Annotated in this window: 15 protein-coding genes; 10 read left to right on the plus strand and 5 right to left on the minus strand. The window is 71.4% G+C overall.

Annotated features, from left to right (window positions below):
- Window positions 1-39: 39 nt before the first annotated feature.
- From IE244_RS24070 to IE244_RS24090, 5 genes are all read left to right on the plus strand, one after another.
- The gene (locus tag IE244_RS24070; RefSeq protein ID WP_191875655.1) at window positions 40-720 is read left to right on the plus strand and encodes a response regulator; all 681 of its coding nucleotides are present in this window, start codon (window positions 40-42) and stop codon (window positions 718-720) included.
- Window positions 721-898: 178 nt separating this feature from the next.
- On the plus strand, window positions 899-2,251 hold the full coding sequence (locus IE244_RS24075) for a sensor histidine kinase (protein WP_191875656.1): 1,353 nt from the start codon (window positions 899-901) through the stop codon (window positions 2,249-2,251).
- On the plus strand, window positions 2,248-2,913 hold the full coding sequence (locus IE244_RS24080; protein WP_191875657.1) for a response regulator: 666 nt from the start codon (window positions 2,248-2,250) through the stop codon (window positions 2,911-2,913). The genes IE244_RS24075 and IE244_RS24080 overlap by 4 nt, the downstream gene beginning before the upstream one ends.
- A gap of 36 nt (window positions 2,914-2,949) precedes the next feature.
- A complete protein-coding gene (locus IE244_RS24085) occupies window positions 2,950-3,513 on the plus strand; it encodes a hypothetical protein (RefSeq protein ID WP_229854307.1) in 564 nt (187 codons plus the stop codon).
- Complete coding sequence (locus IE244_RS24090; RefSeq protein ID WP_191875658.1) at window positions 3,497-4,720, plus strand: cytochrome P450; 1,224 nt, start codon at window positions 3,497-3,499, stop codon at window positions 4,718-4,720. Before IE244_RS24085 ends, IE244_RS24090 begins: the two co-directional genes overlap by 17 nt.
- Window positions 4,721-4,764: 44 nt before the next feature.
- On the opposite strand, the gene IE244_RS24095 is transcribed toward IE244_RS24090, so the two are convergent.
- The gene (locus IE244_RS24095) at window positions 4,765-6,276 is read right to left on the minus strand and encodes an APC family permease (RefSeq protein WP_191875659.1); all 1,512 of its coding nucleotides are present in this window, start codon (window positions 6,274-6,276) and stop codon (window positions 4,765-4,767) included.
- Between the two features lie 150 nt (window positions 6,277-6,426).
- A complete protein-coding gene (locus tag IE244_RS24100) occupies window positions 6,427-7,263 on the minus strand; it encodes a diacylglycerol kinase family protein (protein ID WP_191875660.1) in 837 nt (278 codons plus the stop codon).
- A 197-nt stretch (window positions 7,264-7,460) separates the two neighbouring features.
- Here IE244_RS24100 and IE244_RS24105 point away from each other — a divergent pair, with 197 nt between their 5' ends.
- From IE244_RS24105 to IE244_RS24120, 4 genes are all read left to right on the plus strand, one after another.
- Window positions 7,461-8,744: an adenylosuccinate synthase gene (locus IE244_RS24105; protein WP_031164772.1), complete on the plus strand. Its 1,284-nt coding sequence runs from the start codon at window positions 7,461-7,463 to the stop codon at window positions 8,742-8,744.
- A gap of 38 nt (window positions 8,745-8,782) precedes the next feature.
- Complete coding sequence (locus IE244_RS24110) at window positions 8,783-8,995, plus strand: hypothetical protein (RefSeq protein WP_191875661.1); 213 nt, start codon at window positions 8,783-8,785, stop codon at window positions 8,993-8,995.
- 210 nt (window positions 8,996-9,205) lie between these two features.
- Complete coding sequence (locus IE244_RS24115) at window positions 9,206-11,023, plus strand: bifunctional metallophosphatase/5'-nucleotidase (protein WP_191875662.1); 1,818 nt, start codon at window positions 9,206-9,208, stop codon at window positions 11,021-11,023.
- A gap of 175 nt (window positions 11,024-11,198) precedes the next feature.
- Window positions 11,199-11,696 carry a hypothetical protein gene (locus tag IE244_RS24120; protein ID WP_191875818.1) on the plus strand — a complete coding sequence of 166 codons (498 nt, stop codon included), beginning with the start codon at window positions 11,199-11,201 and terminating at the stop codon, window positions 11,694-11,696.
- Here the strand turns inward: IE244_RS24120 and IE244_RS24125 are convergent.
- The 3 genes from IE244_RS24125 to IE244_RS24135 all read right to left on the minus strand — a co-directional run bounded on the left by IE244_RS24125 (window position 11,689) and on the right by IE244_RS24135 (window position 14,591).
- Window positions 11,689-12,339 (minus strand): putative DNA-mimic protein, encoded by a 651-nt coding sequence (locus IE244_RS24125; RefSeq protein WP_031164782.1) that lies wholly within the window; start codon window positions 12,337-12,339, stop codon window positions 11,689-11,691. The two genes, IE244_RS24120 and IE244_RS24125, sit on opposite strands and share 8 nt — an antisense overlap.
- 48 nt (window positions 12,340-12,387) lie before the next feature.
- Entirely contained in the window at window positions 12,388-13,083 is a 696-nt protein-coding gene (locus IE244_RS24130; RefSeq protein ID WP_191875663.1) for a GntR family transcriptional regulator, read from the minus strand.
- A gap of 152 nt (window positions 13,084-13,235) precedes the next feature.
- Window positions 13,236-14,591 carry an aspartate aminotransferase family protein gene (locus IE244_RS24135; RefSeq protein WP_191875664.1) on the minus strand — a complete coding sequence of 452 codons (1,356 nt, stop codon included), beginning with the start codon at window positions 14,589-14,591 and terminating at the stop codon, window positions 13,236-13,238.
- Between the two features lie 365 nt (window positions 14,592-14,956).
- On the opposite strand from IE244_RS24135, the gene IE244_RS24140 reads away from it, so the two are divergent.
- Complete coding sequence (locus IE244_RS24140) at window positions 14,957-16,867, plus strand: serine/threonine-protein kinase (RefSeq protein ID WP_191875665.1); 1,911 nt, start codon at window positions 14,957-14,959, stop codon at window positions 16,865-16,867.
- Window positions 16,868-16,911: the final 44 nt, after the last annotated feature.

Consider the following 16,911-nt stretch of genomic DNA (forward strand, 5'->3'; position numbering starts at 1 on the left):
CTGAGCCCCGACCTGAGCCCTGACAGGAGAACCACCCCCATGACGAGCGGCGCCGGCCCCATCCGCGTACTCATCGCCGACGACCAGCAGATGGTCCGGCAGGGTTTCACCGTGCTGCTCAACGCCCAGCCCGGCATCGAGGTGGTCGGGCAGGCGGTGGACGGCCTCGACGCGATCGCCCGGACCGCCGAACTGGCCCCGGACGTGGTGCTGATGGACATCCGGATGCCCGAACTCGGCGGCATCGAGGCGACCCGCCGGATCGCCGTCGACCATCCGGCCGTCAGGGTGCTGGTGCTGACCACGTTCGACCTGGACGAGTACGTGTACGAGGCGCTGCGCGCCGGGGCCTCCGGCTTTCTGCTCAAGGACGCCTCCGCGGACAAGCTGGCCGAGGCGGTGCGGGTCGTGGCCGCGGGTGACGCCCTGCTCGCGCCCGGCATCACCCGCCGCCTCATCGCCGAGTTCTCCCGCCTGGACGGCAGTCCCCGGGCCCCGCTCAAACAGCGCGTGGGCGACCTCACCGAGCGGGAGACGGAGGTGCTGGCGCTGATCGCGCAGGGCCTGTCGAACGCGGAGATCGCCGAGCGACTGGTGGTGGCCGAGCAGACCGTGAAGACGCATGTGGGCCGCATCCTGGTGAAACTGGGCCTGCGTGACCGCACCCAGGCGGCGGTCTTCGCCTACGAGTCCGGCCTGGTCCGCCCCGGCGGACGTTGAGCCGGCCGCTCCCTCACCGGCCCCCGCCCCCGCCCTCACCGCCCCGCCCTCACCGGCCCCCGGCCCCGCCCTCCCGGATCCGCGGACCCCCGCCGACCCGTAGTACCTGAGAGGGACCCCCGAGGACCCCTCTGCAAGGGGACGACCGAGACCCCCGCCCGCGCCTACCGTTGCGTACGTGACCCAGACGACGCACACGCAGACGACGCCGCCCGGCCCGGCCGGCCGGCAGCGCAGCCCGGAGTTCCGGTTCGCCGCGGACGCGCTGCGGGGGCTGCGGCAGGACCTTTTCCGGCATGCCTTCGCCTACCGGCCGCTGCTCCCCATGTCCGTGGACGGCCCGGTCGCCCGCCGCCTGCCGGGCCGCATGAAGGAGTACGCGGCCTGGGCCCCGCACGCGACGGTGGCGGCCCTGGGCGTGCTGGCGGCGCTCGTCGGCCTCGCGGACAACGAGCTGGGGCTCAGGGCCCTGCTGTGCGCGCTGCTGGCGCTGGTCCCGGTGCTGCTGACCCTCGTGCGTCCGGTGGGGGCGCTCTGGCTGTCGTTCGTGGCGACCACGTTCACGGCGGTCATCGGCAACGACTGGGACACCTGGCCCTGGCTGCCGAGCAGCTTCATCTCCCACGTGGTGGTGCTCGCCGTGGTGGCGGCCCGCACCCGCCCGCGCACGGCGGCCTGGATGTGGCTGCTGACCGCGGTGTACGGCTTCTGGGCCGGCGCGGCCTTCGGCTTCGGTCACTACGACACCGATGTGGCGCCCATGCTGCTCCTGTCCGCTCTCATCCTGCTGGCGGTCACGGTCCGGCACATACGCCGGGAGGCGGAACGGGAGGTGACGGCGCAGCAGACGGTGACCGAGCACGAGCGTTCGCGGCGCACGCTGCTGGAGGAGCGCACGACCATCGCCCGGGAGCTGCATGACGTGGTCGCCCATCACATGTCGGTGGTCGCCATCCAGGCGGAGGCCGCGCCCTACCGGGTGGAGAATCCGCCGGAGGAGCTGGAGAAGGCGTTCGTGACCATCCGGGAGAACGCGGTGGCGGCCCTCACCGAGCTGCGCCGGGTCCTCGGGGTGGTCCGTGCCGAGGACTACGCGGCCCCGGACGCCCCGCAGCCGACCCTGGCGGATCTGGACGGGCTGCTGGCCAATGTGCGCCAGGCGGGTCTCACGGTGGACAAGGCGGTGACCGGCGCGGTGCGCGAACTGCCGCAGGGCGTGGAGCTGTCGGCGTACCGGATCGTCCAGGAGGCCCTCAGCAACGCCCTGCGGCACGCGCCGGGAGCGAGCGCCCGCGTGGAGATCGGTTATGTCCTCGGCGGGCTGGGGCTGCGCATAGTCAACGGCCCACCGCCCGCGCCGCACCTCATCAAACCCTCGCCGGGCGCCGGACACGGCATCACGGGCATGCGCGAGCGCGTCTCCATGCTGAACGGCGAGATGACGACGACCCCGACCGGGGAGGGCGGCTATGAGGTGACGGTGTTCCTGCCGGTACCGGCGGCCGGTTCGGCGATCGAGGGTGAGGCATGACGATCCGCGTACTGATCGCGGACGACCAGATGATGGTCCGCGAGGGCTTCTCGGTCCTGCTGAACGCGATGCCGGACATCGAGGTCGTCGGCGAGGCCGTCAACGGAAGGGAGGCGGTGCAGCGGGTGCGGGAACTCGGCCCGGACGTCGTCCTGATGGACATCCGCATGCCCGAGCTGAACGGCATCGAGGCGACCCGGGAGATCGTGGCGGCGGACGCGGCGGCGAAGGTGCTGGTCCTGACGACCTTCGACCTGGACGAGTACGTGTACCAGGCCCTGCGTGCGGGAGCCTCCGGTTTCCTCCTGAAGGACGCCTCGGCCCGGCAGCTGGCCGACGGGGTGAGGGTGGTGGCGGCGGGCGAGGCCCTCCTCGCCCCCTCGGTCACCAGACGCCTGATCACGGAGTTCTCACGCCTGTCGGAGACGCCGCGGCTGATGCCGGCGGCGCAGGCGGCCTACGGCGAGCTGACGGAACGGGAGACCGAGGTCCTGGTCCTGATCGCGCAGGGCCTGTCGAACGCGGAGATCGCCGGACGGCTGGTGGTGGCCGAGTCGACGATCAAGACCCATGTGAGCCGGATCCTGGTGAAGCTGGGCCTGCGGGACCGCACCCAGGCGGCGGTCTTCGCCTACGAGGCGCGCCTGGTGACACCGGGCTGACGGTATGCCGGACCACGCGAGGAGTACGGAGCACCCATGGAAGCTGAGATCCGACCGCATGGCGGCGTAGGGCCGTTCCAGCTCGGTATGTCGGCCGCCGAGGTACGGGACGTCGTCCGAAGGCAGCGGCTCTTGCGGACCGTGCCGGGCGACGAGCGGCCGGGGCAGATCGTCCTGACGCACGACGACGCCCGGATGGACGTCGTGCTCGGGTTCACGAAGGGCGCGCTGAGCGGGGTGGAGCTGTTCCGCTTCCAGAACGAGGACGCCGATGTGCGGGTGCTGTTCGACGGGCTCGACGTCTTCCGCACCCCGAGCGGGGACCTCCTGGAGCAGCTCGCGGAGCGTGGCCACGCCGTCGAGGAGAACGACCTCGGATTCGACGCCCTGCCGGAGCTGAACCTGATCCTCGCCCACCGGAGCAGCCACGAGCACCCGGTGGACGTCGGGGCGGGCCCCCCTCCCCTACGACTACGTTCTGCTCGCGGACTGGATATGACGGACGGTCCCCTTCCGGGGAGCCGAGCGCCTCGGGGGCGGAGAACCCTGGTCAGCCGCCGGTCCGGCGCGTTAGCGTCCCCGCATGGCTGGCTCCAGTGACCTCGCGTTCGACCCCTGGGACCCGGCGTTCGTGGCCGACCCGTACCCGGCCTATGCCGAGCTGCGCGCACGAGGCAGGGTGATCCGGTACGAACCGACCGACCAGTGGCTGGTCCCGCATCACGCGGACGTCGCGGCGCTGCTGCGGGACCGTCGGCTGGGGCGGACGTACCAGCACCGGTTCTCGCACGAGGAGTTCGGGCGGACCGCGCCCCCGCCGGAGCACGAGCCGTTCCACACGCTCAACGACCACGGGATGCTCGATCTGGAGCCGCCGGACCACACCCGGATCCGGCGCCTGGTGTCGAAGGCGTTCACCCCGCGCACGGTGGAGCGGCTCAAGCCGTACGTCGACGGACTGGCGGGTGACCTGGTGGCCGCGCTCGTCCGCGACGGCGGCGGTGATCTGCTGACCGATGTCGCTGAGCCGCTGCCGGTGGCGGTGATCGCCGAGATGCTCGGCATCCCCGAGGGGGACCGGGCGCAGTTGCGGCCCTGGTCGGCGGACATCTGCGGGATGTACGAGCTGAACCCGTCCGAGGAGACGGCGGCGCGGGCGGTGCGGGCGTCGGTGGAGTTCTCGGACTGTCTGCGCGAGCTGATCGCGGCCCGCCGCAAGGAGCCGGGCGAGGACCTGATCTCCGGGCTGATCGCGGCGCACGACGAGGACGACGACCGGCTGACCGAGCAGGAGATGATCTCCACGGCCGTCCTGCTGCTCAACGCGGGGCACGAGGCGACGGTCAACGCCACGGTGAACGGCTGGTGGGCGCTGTTCCGCAACCCCGCCCAGCTGGCGGCCCTGCGCGCCGACCACGGCCTGGTCCCGGCCGCGATCGAGGAGCTGATGCGCTACGACACACCGCTCCAGCTCTTCGAACGCTGGGTCCTGGACGACATCGAGATCGGCGGCACGACGGTTCCGAGGGGCTCGGAGATCGCCATGCTCTTCGGCTCCGCCAACCACGATCCGGCCGTCTTCGCCGATCCCGAGCGCCTGGACCTGACCCGCGGGGACAACCCGCACATCTCCTTCAGCGCGGGCATCCACTACTGCATCGGCGCGCCCCTGGCCCGTATCGAGCTGGCCGCCTCCATGACGGCCCTGCTGAGGCAGGCCCCCACCCTGGCCCTGGCGGCGGAGCCGGTGCGGAAGCCGAACTTCGTGATCAGGGGCCTGGAGGGGCTGCGGGTGGAGGTGGGCTGATCACCGGCAGGGCCGGGCCCCGCGGTGCGGGGCCCTGGGCCGCGCTACCGCTCCTTCGTCTCCTCCAGCACCGTCCGCCCCAGCAGCGCGTACCGCTCGGGGGACCGCCGCTTCAGGTACTGCGCGTAGCCGACCCCGGTCGCCGCGACCAGGGCCACCAGCCACGGTGTCGCCTTCAGCACGAGTGAGCCGGACTCCGGCCCGGCGGCGGCACTCATGTGGGACACCAGCAGCACCACGACGGCGAGCATCGCGATGCCGCCGACGAGCGGCGCGGTGAAGGTGCGGAACCAGTGGCGGCTCTCGGGGTGGTGGGAGCGGAAGTAGGCGAGCACCGCGAAGGAGCACACGGCCTGGACGACCAGGATCGCCATGGTGCCGAGGATGGCGAGCAGCACGTACGTGCCCGTGTACGGGTCCTTGCCCGCGATCCAGAAGGCGCCGATCAGCACCGCGCTGACGGCCGTCTGCACCAGCCCGGCGATGTGCGGCGAGCCGTGCCGTGCGTGGGTGCGCCCGACGGTGTGCTTCAGCGAGGGCAGGACACCTTCCCGGCCGAGGGCGTACAGATAGCGGGCGGCACAGTTGTGGAAGGCCATGCCGCAGGCCAGCGAGCCGGTGATCATCAGCCACTGCATGACGTCGACGGCCCAGTGGCCGACGTAGCGCTCGGTGGGGTTGAAGAACATCGCGAGCGGGTTCGCGGAGGAGGCGGCCTTCACGGCCTCGGCCTCGCCGTTGCCGATGATGGCCATCCAGGACACGAAGACGTAGAAGACACCGACGCCCAGGACGCTGATCATCGTCGCCTTGGGGATGATCTTCTTCGGGTCGCGGGACTCCTCGCCGTACATCGCGGTCGACTCGAAGCCGACCCAGGACCAGAAGGCGAAGAAGAGCCCGAGGCCGGCGGAGGTGCCCTTGAAGGCGTTGACCGGGTCGACCGGCGCGAAGGTGAACCCGTGCGGGCCGCCGCCGTGGAAGGCGACGGACACCGCCATGGCCGCCAGCACGGTCACCTCGGTCGCCAGCAGCACCGCCAGCAGCTTCTCCGCGACGCTCACCCCGAACCAGGTGCCGGTCGCGTTGATCGCGAGCATCAGGACCGCGAAGGCCCACCAGGGCACGTGCATCCCGGTCTGGTCCCGCAGGGTCGTCGTCGCGAAGGTGGAGAAGATCCCGATGAGGGCGGGTTCGAAGACGACGTACGCGAAGGTCGCGAGCAGTCCGGAGGCGAGTCCGGCGGTCCGCCCGAGGCCGTAGGAGATGAATCCGTAGAACGCGCCGGTGGACGTGATGTGCTTCGCCATCGACGTGAAACCCACGGAAAAGATTGCCAGGACGACCATTGCCACGAGATAGCTCGCGGGTGCTCCGACGCCGTTGCCGGCCGACACCATGAACGGCACATTGCCGGTCATGGCGGTGATCGGCGCGGCGGTGGCGACGGCCATGAACACCACGCCCAGCAGGCCCACCGCGTTGGCCTTCAGCCGGTGGACCGGCTCACCGTCCTCTGTGCCCGCCGCCGGGGCGACGCCCTCGTCCACTGCCATCGGGTGGCCCCCTCCGTGTCCGGTCCATGAGTCCTGCGGGTCCTGATGGAGCAGGATGGTGGACGAAAGGGGGGCACGGGAAGGGGTCGGCGCTGTTAAATATTTGTCACCAGACCATTGGCCGGGTGATGTGGGCGCACCGCGGCGGCTTCACGCCGGCGGCAGCACCAGCGCCCAGGCGTCCTCCGCCACCCGCCAGGTGCGCCGCCGGACCGGCCCCGACACCGCCGCGTCCGCGCGGTAGCGGAAGTCCGCGCCGAACACCGTCACCGTCCGCCCGAAAGCCCTGAGCGGCGTCGCCTCCGCGCCGACCGACAGCGGCCGTACCCGCACCTCTGCCAGCCCGCCCGTGCCCGGAGTCACCGCCACGGCCTCCACGGGCTGGCCGAGGTCCACCACCGCCTCCCCGTCGACCTCGATGCGCAGCCGGGAGGGCCCCGGCGCCGGCACGGCGGGCAGCCGGGGCGGGCGGGGGGCGAGGGTGCGGACCAGGGAGCGGTACCAGGCCCGGCCGGCGGCCGCCGGCACCGGCGCGGCGACGGCGGCCCGTACCGGCTCCGGCGGAATGCCCAGCGTGCTCAGCACGACCCCGTCGCTGTCGTCGACCAGCAGGTCCAGGCGCCGCTCGGCCCCGTCCAGCACGGCCCGGGCCGCCGCCACCGTCCCGCCCGGCACGCCCAGCGACTCGGCGAGGCCGCTGTCGCCGACCGGGACCACGGACAGCGCACATCCGGCCAGCTCCCGCTGCCGGTGCAGCAGGGTCACGGTCCGGACCAGCGCCCGGTCGTCCCCCACCACCACCGGCCGCCTCGAACCCCTGCGGCCCAGCGCGCGGGCGAATTCCTCCGGCCCGTCCGGCAGACACACCTTGGCCGCCGCACCCGCGCTGAGCACGTCTTTCGCGATCCGTACGGCCTCCCCGTCCGTCTGCCGTGCCGCCGGATCGATGATCACCAGCAGCTGATCGGACGTCGCGAAAGTCGCCACCTCGGTCCTGCCTCGCTTCCTCGGGTAGCATCTTTGTGCAAGAGCCCCTTGCGCTATTGCGCCAGGGGCTTCGTCTATTCCGGGGCATCCGGTCCGACGGTTGTGCGACCAACGGCGGTCGCTGTGGCACGCGGCGGTGAACCTTACGCCCACGCCCCCGACCATGGACATGCCCCGCCCGGAAGGGGTGTACGCGCGTGCCCGCACTTGTGCTGCTCGGTGCTCAGTGGGGTGACGAAGGCAAGGGAAAGGCGACCGACCTGCTCGGTGGCTCGGTGGACTATGTAGTGCGCTACCAGGGCGGCAACAACGCCGGCCACACGGTCGTCGTCGGCGACCAGAAGTACGCACTGCACCTCCTCCCTTCCGGAATCCTCTCGCCCACGTGTGTTCCGGTCATCGGCAACGGCGTCGTCGTCGACCCGTCGGTCCTGCTCTCCGAGCTGAGCGGTCTGAACGAGCGTGGCGTCGACACGTCCAAGCTCATGATCAGCGGTAACGCGCACATCATCACGCCGTACAACGTGACGGTCGACAAGGTGACGGAACGCTTCCTCGGAAAGCGGAAGATCGGGACCACCGGTCGCGGTATCGGCCCGACCTACGCCGACAAGATCAACCGCGTCGGCATCCGGGTGCAGGACCTGTACGACGAGTCGATCCTCACCCAGAAGGTGGAGGCGGCCCTCGACGTCAAGAACCAGATCCTCACCAAGCTCTACAACCGGCGCGCCATCGCCGTGAGCCAGGTGGTCGAGGAGCTGCTGGGCTACGCGGAGCAGATCAAGCCGTACGTCGCCGACACCGTCCTGGTCCTGAACCAGGCGCTGGAGCAGGACAAGGTCGTGCTCTTCGAGGGCGGCCAGGGCACGCTGCTGGACATCGACCACGGCACGTACCCGTTCGTGACCTCCAGCAACCCCACGGCGGGCGGTGCCTGCACCGGCGCCGGCGTGGGCCCCACGAAGATCAGCCGCGTCATCGGCATCCTCAAGGCGTACACGACCCGTGTCGGCGCCGGCCCGTTCCCGACCGAGCTGTTCGACGAGGACGGCGAGGCACTGCGGCGCATCGGCGGCGAGCGCGGCGTGACCACCGGCCGTGACCGCCGCTGCGGCTGGTTCGACGCGGTGATCGCCCGCTACGCGACCCGGGTGAACGGCCTGACCGACTTCTTCCTCACCAAGCTGGACGTCCTCACCGGCTGGGAGCAGATCCCGGTCTGCGTCGCCTACGAGATCGACGGCCGGCGCGTCGAGGAACTGCCGTACTCCCAGACCGACTTCCACCACGCGAAGCCGGTCTACGAGACGCTGCCCGGCTGGTCCGAGGACATCACGAAGGCCAAGTCCTTCTCCGACCTCCCCAAGAACGCCCAGAACTACGTCAAGGCGCTGGAGGAGATGTCCGGCGCCCCGATCTCCGCGATCGGCGTGGGCCCGGGCCGGGACGAGACGATCGAGATCAACTCGTTCCTGTAGAGGATCCCCAGCCGTGCTTTCCGGTGGACAATCGACGTATGAGCGTCCACCGGAACGCACGGTGCCGGGGACCGTACGGCGGTGAGGGCGACAGGGCCGACGGCACGGACTGCTCCGACCCGGCGGTTTTCGAGGTCGCCCGCTACCAGCTGCCCCCGCTCCGGGTCTGCCCGGTGCATCTCGGACCCTCGCTGCTGATGGCGAGCGGCGTGCTGTGGCCGCCGGAGATCCGGCTCATCGGCCGTCTGTGAGCGCCGGCGCCCCGCCGGTCGGCGCTGACACCGGCTGTTTCCCCGCTGTTCCCCAAAGCGGTGAACTGACCCATCTTTGACCCGGACATGACCTTTTCCTGGTTCCGGGCACTGGCGGGCCCGAGCACGATCTACGCGGGTAGCCCCCGCACGGGACGTCACGTCACGTCCATCTGCTCGCGTCAACGCCAGCCTCACCAGGAGCCTCGTATGCCCCTCAGTCCCATGAACCGCCGCGAGTTCGTGAAGAAGTCGGCCGTCACCGGGGCGGCGGTGGCCGCGGCCGGCGGCGTCGCGGCGGCTCCCGCCCAGGCGGCCGAGCAGAAGCGGGACTGCCACCCCCGCACCTGGTCGTTCTCCATCCTCGGCACGACCGACCTGCACAGCCACGTCTTCGACTGGGACTACTACAAGGACGCCGCCTACAGCGACAAGGCGGGCAACTCGGTGGGTGTGGCGCGCGTGGCCACCCTCATCAAGCAGCAGCGCGAGGCCAAGGGCGAGGACCACGTCCTGCTCGTGGACGCCGGCGACATCATCCAGGGCACCTCCCTGGCCTACTACTTCGCCCGCGTCGACCCGATCACCGGCACCGACGGCAAGAAGGGTCCCAAGCACCCGATGGCGGTGGCCATGAACCACATGCGCTACGACGCCGCCGCCCTCGGCAACCACGAGTTCAACTACGGCATCGAGGTGCTGCGCAGGTTCGAGAGCCAGTGCCACTTCCCGCTGCTCGGCGCGAACGCGCTGGACGCGAAGACCCTGCGCCCCGCCTTCGAGCCGTACACCGTCAAGCGCATCCGGGTGCCGGGCGCCCCCGACATCAAGGTCGGCATCCTGGGCCTCACCAACCCCGGTATCGCGCTGTGGGACAAGGACAACGTCAGCGGGAAGATGGTGTTCCCGGGCCTGGTGGAGCAGGCGAAGAAGTACGTGCCGAGGCTGCGCGCGCTGGGCTGCGACGTCGTCTTCCTCACCGACCACTCGGGCCTGGACGGCTCGTCGTCGTACGGGGACGAGCTGCCGTACGTCGAGAACGCCTCCAACCTCGTCGCCGAGCAGGTGCCCGGCATCGACGCGATCCTCGTCGGCCACACCCACGTCGAGGTGCCGTCCTACACGGTGAAGAACGAGCAGACCGGCGAAGAGGTCCTCCTCTCCGAGCCGTACTGCTGGGGCTACCGCCTCAGCGTCTTCGACTTCGAACTCGAACTGCACCACGGCCAGTGGAAGGTGACGAGCAAGAAGGCGCAGACCCTCAACCCCAACACCGTGGACGAGGACCCGGAGATCAAGAAGCTCCTGCAGGCCGACCACGAGCTGGTGGTGAAGTACGTCAACACGGCGGTCGGCACCTGTACGCAGGACCTCTCGGCGGCGGACTCCTGCTGGAAGGACGTGCCGATCATGGACTTCATCCACAAGGTCCAGGCGGAGAGCGTCAAGGCGGGGCTGTCGGCCTCGGACGCCGCCCTCCCGCTGATCTCGGTCGCGGCGCCCTTCTCCCGCACGGCCGACATCCCGCAGGGCAACGTCACCATCAAGGACATCGCCGGCCTCTACATCTACGACAACACCCTGTACGGCAAGAAGCTGACGGGCGCCCAGCTCAAGGACTACCTGGAGTACGCGGCGAAGTACTACCACCAGGTCCCGGCCGGCACGAAGGTGGACACCGCCACCCTCACGAACGCCAACAGCTTCTGGGACTACATGTACGACACGGCGGCGGGCGTCGACTACGAGATCGACATCGCGCAGGCCGAGGGGTCGAGGATCAAGAACCTCACCTACAACGGCGCCCCGGTCGCCGACGACCAGGTCTTCGTCGTGGCGGTCAACAACTACCGCGCGAACGGCGGTTCCGGCTACCCGCACATCGCCGCGGCGCCGATCGCCTACAGCTCGACCAACGAGATCCGCCAGCTGATGATCGACTACGTGACGGCGAAGAAGACCCTCGACCCGGCCGACTTCGCGGCCGTCAACTGGAAGCTGACGCAGGCCGGCACGCCGGTCTTCTGAGCGGGCACCGATCGCGCGAGGGCCGCCGGGTTCGCCCCGGCGGCCCTGCCGTGGTGTCAGGTGGTGCCCGCTGTGGGAGCCGGCCGGACGAGGGCGTCCTCCGCCGCGTGGCGGAGAGGGCCGGGCGAGAACCGGGCGCCGCGGAGGACGCGCGGGCGGCGTGCCTTTGGCCAGCATGTACGCCATGACCGCAGCTACCGCCGTACCCCTGCCCGCCCCCGCCTGGGCCCGCCGCGCCGCCCACGCCATCGCCTGGTGCGCGGTGCCGTCCGGCCTGTGGCGCCTGGCCATGGCCTCCGGCGTCTACGTCGGCTACAGCGACCGGGTGCTCCACGACGTCTACGCCATCCCCGGCTGGGGCGCCGCCTATGTCGTCGGCCTGTCGGCCGGGTGCGAACTGGCCGCGCTGTTCCCCCTGCTGCTCGTCAGCGAACGGTGGCGGCCGTCACGGCCCCGTGTGCTCGCCGGGCTGGCCTGGACGGCCTCGGCCGTTCTGGTCCTGGTGGCGGTGTGGCAGGTGGTGGTCGCCTGCACCGCGCACAGCCACACCTATCTGGCGCCCGGCACCGTACGCGTCGTCTGGGCCCTCGCGTACGGCCCGCTCCTCGCCGTTCCGTTCCTGCTGACGGCGGTGAGCTGGTCGTACACGAGGCGGACTGCGGGCGTCAGCTGAACACGATCATCGAGCCCTGTGCCAGGGAGCGGGTCGCCGCCGCGTGCAGGCCCAGCCACACGTGCCGTTCGCGGGCGAAGGGGCTGGGGTCGTACGGGGCCGGGACGGCCGGTTCCTCCAGCTCCGTGGGAGCCGTGGGCGGGGCCGGGGGCGCCGGGGGGTTGGCCGGGTCGATGCCGATCGCGGCGGCGACCTGCTCCAGCTCGCGCAGCAGGGTCTGGGAGCTGCCCAGCGGACCTCCGCCCGCGAGGAGTTCGTCGTTCGACAGCGGGTGCGGGAACTCGACGGGCACGTACGCGCCCGCGTGGTCGTAGTGCCAGACCAGGTGGGACTGCTGGGCCGTGGCCTCGAACATCTCCAGCAACTGTTCGTAGTCTCCGCCCAGTTCGTCCACCGGCGTCACCGCGAGTCCGCAGACCTGGAGGAGGTAGGCGCGGCGCAGGAAGTGGAGGGCGTCGTAGTCGAAGCCGGCCACGGGCGCGACCTCGCCGGACAGGCCCGGCATGTACTGGTACACCGGCACCGGTGGCAGCCCGGCCTCGGCGAGTGCGTTGTTGTACTGCGCGAGTTCCTCGGCGAACGGGTTGTCCGGGGTGTGGCACAACACGTCCACGAGCGGTACCAGCCACAGGTCACAGGCCAAAGAGAGCTCCTCACACACAGAAGGTGGTCAGGGAAGGCTACCGGTCACCTACCCGTTGGTCAGGTGTTCCAGCAGCGCCAGTGAGTGGGCGTTGGCGTCGGCGACGATCGAGCGGGCGGTCCCGGCCTCGCGCCGGGCCAGTGCGTCGACCAGGTCGGTGTGCCCGGCCCACAGGCGGCCGCGCAGGTCGGGCAGGCGCAGCAGGTGCTGCACGGCGCACACCCAGGACTGCACCCGCAGGCGGTTGAGGAAGTCACCGAGGTAGGGGTTGCCGAACAGGGCGCTCAGCTCGCGCCAGAAGCGCAGGTCGTAGCCGATGAGTATGGTCAGGTCGCCGGCCGCCGCCGCCCGCTGGGCCTCCTCGCCGCGGCGGCGCACGGTGGCCAGGGCGGTGGCCGTACGGGGGTCCTCCGGCGGGGTGCGGAACGCCGGGTGGCCGCTGCTGAGGGCCTGGAACATGCCGTCGGTGACCAGGCTGCGGGCCTCGATCATGTTCCGGTAGTCGGTGAGGGAGTACTCCGGGACACGGAACCCGCGGTGCTGGTCGGCCTCCAGGATGCCCTGGGCGGACAGGTCGACCAGCGCCTCGCGGACAGGGGTGGCGGAGACGCCGTACTGCTCGGCGATCTCCTTGACCGTGAACGCCCGGCCGGGTCGCAGCCGTCCCGCCAGCACCTCGTCACGGAGCGCGTCCGCGATCTGCTGGCGCAGGGTGCTGCGGGTCACGGCGCCGGTGCCGGGCATGCTCGGGCCTCTCCTCACACGTCGGGTGACGTACTCGTCCGTACCCGCGCTCTGTGATCGGCGACCTGGGGTCGGGATCTACGCGGGTATCCATGTCTTACGAGCACGTCACCTTACGCGTTCGGATCGGTCCGGCGGCAGGGGCGGTGGGACTACACCGTGTGTTCGTCGGCCACGCTCAGCGCGGCGTCCAGGGCGGCGAAGCCCTCCTTCAGCTCGGCCTCGGTGACATTGCACGGCGGCACCACATGGGTGCGGTTCATGTTCACGAAGGGCCAGACGCCGTGCTTCTTGGCCTCGGCCGCGAACGCGGCCATGGGGGCGTTCGCCTCGCCGGCCGCGTTGTACGGCACCAGCGGCTCGCGGGTCTCGCGGTTCTTCACGAGGTCCAGCGCCCAGAACATGCCGACACCGCGCACCTCGCCGACGCTCGGGTGCCGCTCGGCCAGTTCGGCCAGCGCCGGACCGACGACCGTCTCGCCGAGCCGCCTGGCGTTCTCGACCACGCCCTCCTCCGCCATCACGTTGATCGTGGCGACGGCGGCGGCGCAGGCCAGCGGGTGCCCGGAGTACGTCAGACCGCCGGGGTAGGGCCGCTTGCCGAAGGTCTCGGCGATCTTCTGGGAGATCGCGACACCGCCGAGGGGCACATAACCCGAGTTCACACCCTTGGCGAAGGTCATCAGGTCGGGTACGACGTCGAAGAGACCGGCGGCGAACCACTCACCCGTGCGCCCGAAGCCGGCCATGACCTCGTCCAGGACGAAGACGATGCCGTGGCGGTCGCAGATCTCGCGGACGCCGGCCAGATAGCCGGGCGGGGGCACCATGATGCCGGCCGTGCCCGGGATGGTCTCCAGGATGATCGCCGCGACCGTGCCCGGCCCCTCGAAGGCGATCGTGGTCTCCAGGTGCTCCAGGGCGCGCGCGGTCTCCTGCTCCTCGTTCTCGGCGTAGAAGCGGGAGCGGTAGAGGAACGGCGCCCAGAAGTGGACGACGCCGGCCGCGGCGCCGTCGTTGGCCCAGCGGCGCGGGTCACCGGTGATGTTGATGGCCTGCTGGGTGCCGCCGTGGTACGAGCGGTACGCCGAGAGCACCTTCGGGCGGCCCGTGTGCAGCCGGGCCATGCGCACCGCGTGCTCGACGGCGTCGGCGCCGCCGTTGGTGAAGAAGATCTTGTCGAGGTCGCCGGGGGTCCGCTCGGCGATCAGCCGGGCGGCCTCGGAGCGTGCCTCGATCGCGAAGGCGGGTGCGAAGGTCGTCATCTTCGCCGCCTGCTCCTGGATGGCCGCGACGACCTTGGGGTGCTGGTAGCCGATGTTCGTGTAGACGAGCCCGCTGGTGAAGTCCAGGTACCGCTTGCCGTCGTAGTCCCAGAAGTACGACCCCTCGGCGCCGGCGACGGCGAGCGGGTCGATGAGGTCCTGCGCGGACCAGGAATGGAAGACGTGCGCACGGTCCGCGGCCTTCACTGCGGCGCCGGCTTCGGGATGGGGCTGAGGGGTCATGGGCCGAGGGTAAATGTCCGCGATGCGGAAGAGATATCGGCGTCTTGTTCCGTGGACGGGGGCAATCCACGACAGGTTGTCGACGCCGGGACATCACGAGCATCGGCGGACCGCGCGTCCACCGGCCCCGGACATCGGCCGCTGCCGCGGCGGGGAGCGACGACCTCGCCCACACCAGCGCGGCCTCCGGAAAGACCGAACTCGCCGAGGCGGTCAGGCCGCTGGAACGGCCGTCGGCGGTACGGGAAGAGCTCGGCAAGCCCGTTACGGAACCGTAGACAGTGGGCCGCGCGCCTGTCCGCAGGGCCGGATTATTCTCGGTCCGTTGCACACGTATGCGGTACGTGTCTGGGGGAAGGGCGGCCATGGAGAAGCTGGGGACGGCGGATCCGCAGGGCATCGGGGGATACCGGCTGCTGGCGCGGCTCGGCGCGGGCGGCATGGGGCAGGTGTATCTCGCCCGGTCGGACCGGGGCCGTACCGTCGCCGTGAAACTGGTCCGCGAGGAGCTCGCCGCGCAGGACGAGTTCCGGGCCCGGTTCCGGCAGGAGGTGCAGGCCGCGCGCCGGGTCGGCGGGTACTGGACCGCGCCCGTGCTGGACGCCGACACCGAGGCGACGGTGCCGTGGGTGGCCACGGGGTACGTCGCCGGACCGAGCCTGCAGCAGGTCGTCGGCCATGATCACGGGGCGTTGCCGGAGCGGTCGGTACGGATCCTCGCGGCGGGGCTCGCGCACGCGCTGAAGGACATCCACGCGGCGGGGATCGTGCACCGGGACCTGAAGCCGTCGAACGTGCTCGTCACCATCGACGGGCCGCGCGTGATCGACTTCGGGATCGCCCGGGCCCTGGAGACGGCCTCGCTGGCCGGGGAGGAGCTGACCCGGGCCGGGGCGCTGGTCGGGTCACCGGGGTTCATGGCACCCGAGCAGGTGCGGGGGGACCGGATCACACCGGCGTGCGACGTCTTCTGCCTCGGATCCGTGCTCGCGTACGCGGCGACCGGGGCGCTGCCGTTCGGGACCGCCGGCAGCGGGGTGCACGCGCTGATGTTCCGGATCGCCCAGGAGGAACCGGATCTGGCGGGGGTGCCGGAGGGGATCGCCGACCTGGTGCGGGACTGCCTGCGCAAGGATCCAGCGGCCCGGCCGTCACTGGACGCGCTGCTGGAGCGGACGGGGGCGGGGGACACGGTGACCGGGGGGCGGTCACGGGATCCCTGGCTGCCGGGGGCGCTGGTCGCCCAACTCGGGCGGCACGCGGTGCAGCTGCTGGAGGTCGAGGACCCGGAGGGGACGTCTTTGGGGGTGGGCGCGCCCGCGGGTGCGGGCACCGGTGGGTTCGGTGGCGCGGCGCACGCTTCGGCGGGTGCGGTGGGCGGGGGTGTGCCGGGAAGCGCTGCCGGTGAGGTGTCACCCGAGCACGCGGCCGTCTCCGACGCGGGATGCGGCGCCGGTGCCGGGGCGAACCAGCCGCCCACCGCGGTGCCGGGGCAGGCTCCGCCGCCCGTGCCGCCGGTGCCTCCCGGGTTCGGGTACGCCCAGCAGCACCCCCAGCCGGCCGCTCAGGCGTATCCCCCGTCGGGCGGCGGCTACGGGTACCCGCAGCAGTCGTACCACCCCTACGGCGGCGGGCCCGGGACCACGCCACCGTACGGGCCGTCGGTGACCGGCGGGCCGCCCGGGCCGGAGCGGCGCAGCGGGCGGTCGACCGCGCTCCTCGTCGTGATCGCGCTGGTGGTGGCGCTGGGCGCGGGCGGCTCGGTGTACGCGCTGATGAACGGCGACGGCGGGCACGACAAGGGAAGCGGCGCCGCCGGTCCCGCGACCGGTGCCGGCTCGGGGACGGCCGACGGGAACTCGGGGGCGCCCAGCCCGGCCGAGCCGACGCCGTCCGCCTCCGTCTCCGTCTCCGCGGACGGGCTGATCCCGGCGGGCTACCTGGGCACCTGGGAGTCGGCGATCGACAACACCAACGGGGCCAACACCCGCCAACTGACCATCCGGCAGGGCAAGCTGGGCGACAGCGTGCTGACGCTGGTGGCGGACGGGCCGACCAGCGACGGCGGGACGTACCACTGTGTCTTCACCGCCAAGCTCGTCCAGCAACCCGCCGCCGACGGCCCGTTGGAGATCGGGCCGTCCACCGTGACCAGCGGCGCACCCGCCTCCTCCTGCACCCCGGGCGAGGCCACCGAGGTCACCCTGCTGCCGGACGGCCGGCTGAAGCGGGCGAAGGCCGACGGTGCGGAGAGCCTGACGTACACCAAGCAGTGAGGCTTCGCGGTGCCGCTGGGGCCTGGCCGACGAGCGCCCCTGCC

The sequence above is a fragment of the Streptomyces filipinensis genome, from assembly GCF_014649495.1.
Classification (GTDB): Bacteria; Actinomycetota; Actinomycetes; order Streptomycetales; family Streptomycetaceae; genus Streptomyces; species Streptomyces filipinensis.

Coding starts and splice junctions, on each gene's coding strand:
- IE244_RS24070 (WP_191875655.1), top strand. CDS start 40: ATGACGAGCGGCGCCGGCCCCATCCGCGTACTCATCGCCGACGACCAG.
- IE244_RS24080 (WP_191875657.1), top strand. CDS start 2,248: ATGACGATCCGCGTACTGATCGCGGACGACCAGATGATGGTCCGCGAG.
- IE244_RS24085 (WP_229854307.1), top strand. CDS start 2,950: ATGGAAGCTGAGATCCGACCGCATGGCGGCGTAGGGCCGTTCCAGCTC.
- IE244_RS24090 (WP_191875658.1), top strand. CDS start 3,497: ATGGCTGGCTCCAGTGACCTCGCGTTCGACCCCTGGGACCCGGCGTTC.
- IE244_RS24095 (WP_191875659.1), bottom strand. CDS start 6,276: ATGGCAGTGGACGAGGGCGTCGCCCCGGCGGCGGGCACAGAGGACGGT.
- IE244_RS24110 (WP_191875661.1), top strand. CDS start 8,783: ATGAGCGTCCACCGGAACGCACGGTGCCGGGGACCGTACGGCGGTGAG.
- IE244_RS24115 (WP_191875662.1), top strand. CDS start 9,206: ATGCCCCTCAGTCCCATGAACCGCCGCGAGTTCGTGAAGAAGTCGGCC.
- IE244_RS24120 (WP_191875818.1), top strand. CDS start 11,199: ATGTACGCCATGACCGCAGCTACCGCCGTACCCCTGCCCGCCCCCGCC.
- IE244_RS24130 (WP_191875663.1), bottom strand. CDS start 13,083: ATGCCCGGCACCGGCGCCGTGACCCGCAGCACCCTGCGCCAGCAGATC.
- IE244_RS24135 (WP_191875664.1), bottom strand. CDS start 14,591: ATGACCCCTCAGCCCCATCCCGAAGCCGGCGCCGCAGTGAAGGCCGCG.
- IE244_RS24140 (WP_191875665.1), top strand. CDS start 14,957: ATGGAGAAGCTGGGGACGGCGGATCCGCAGGGCATCGGGGGATACCGG.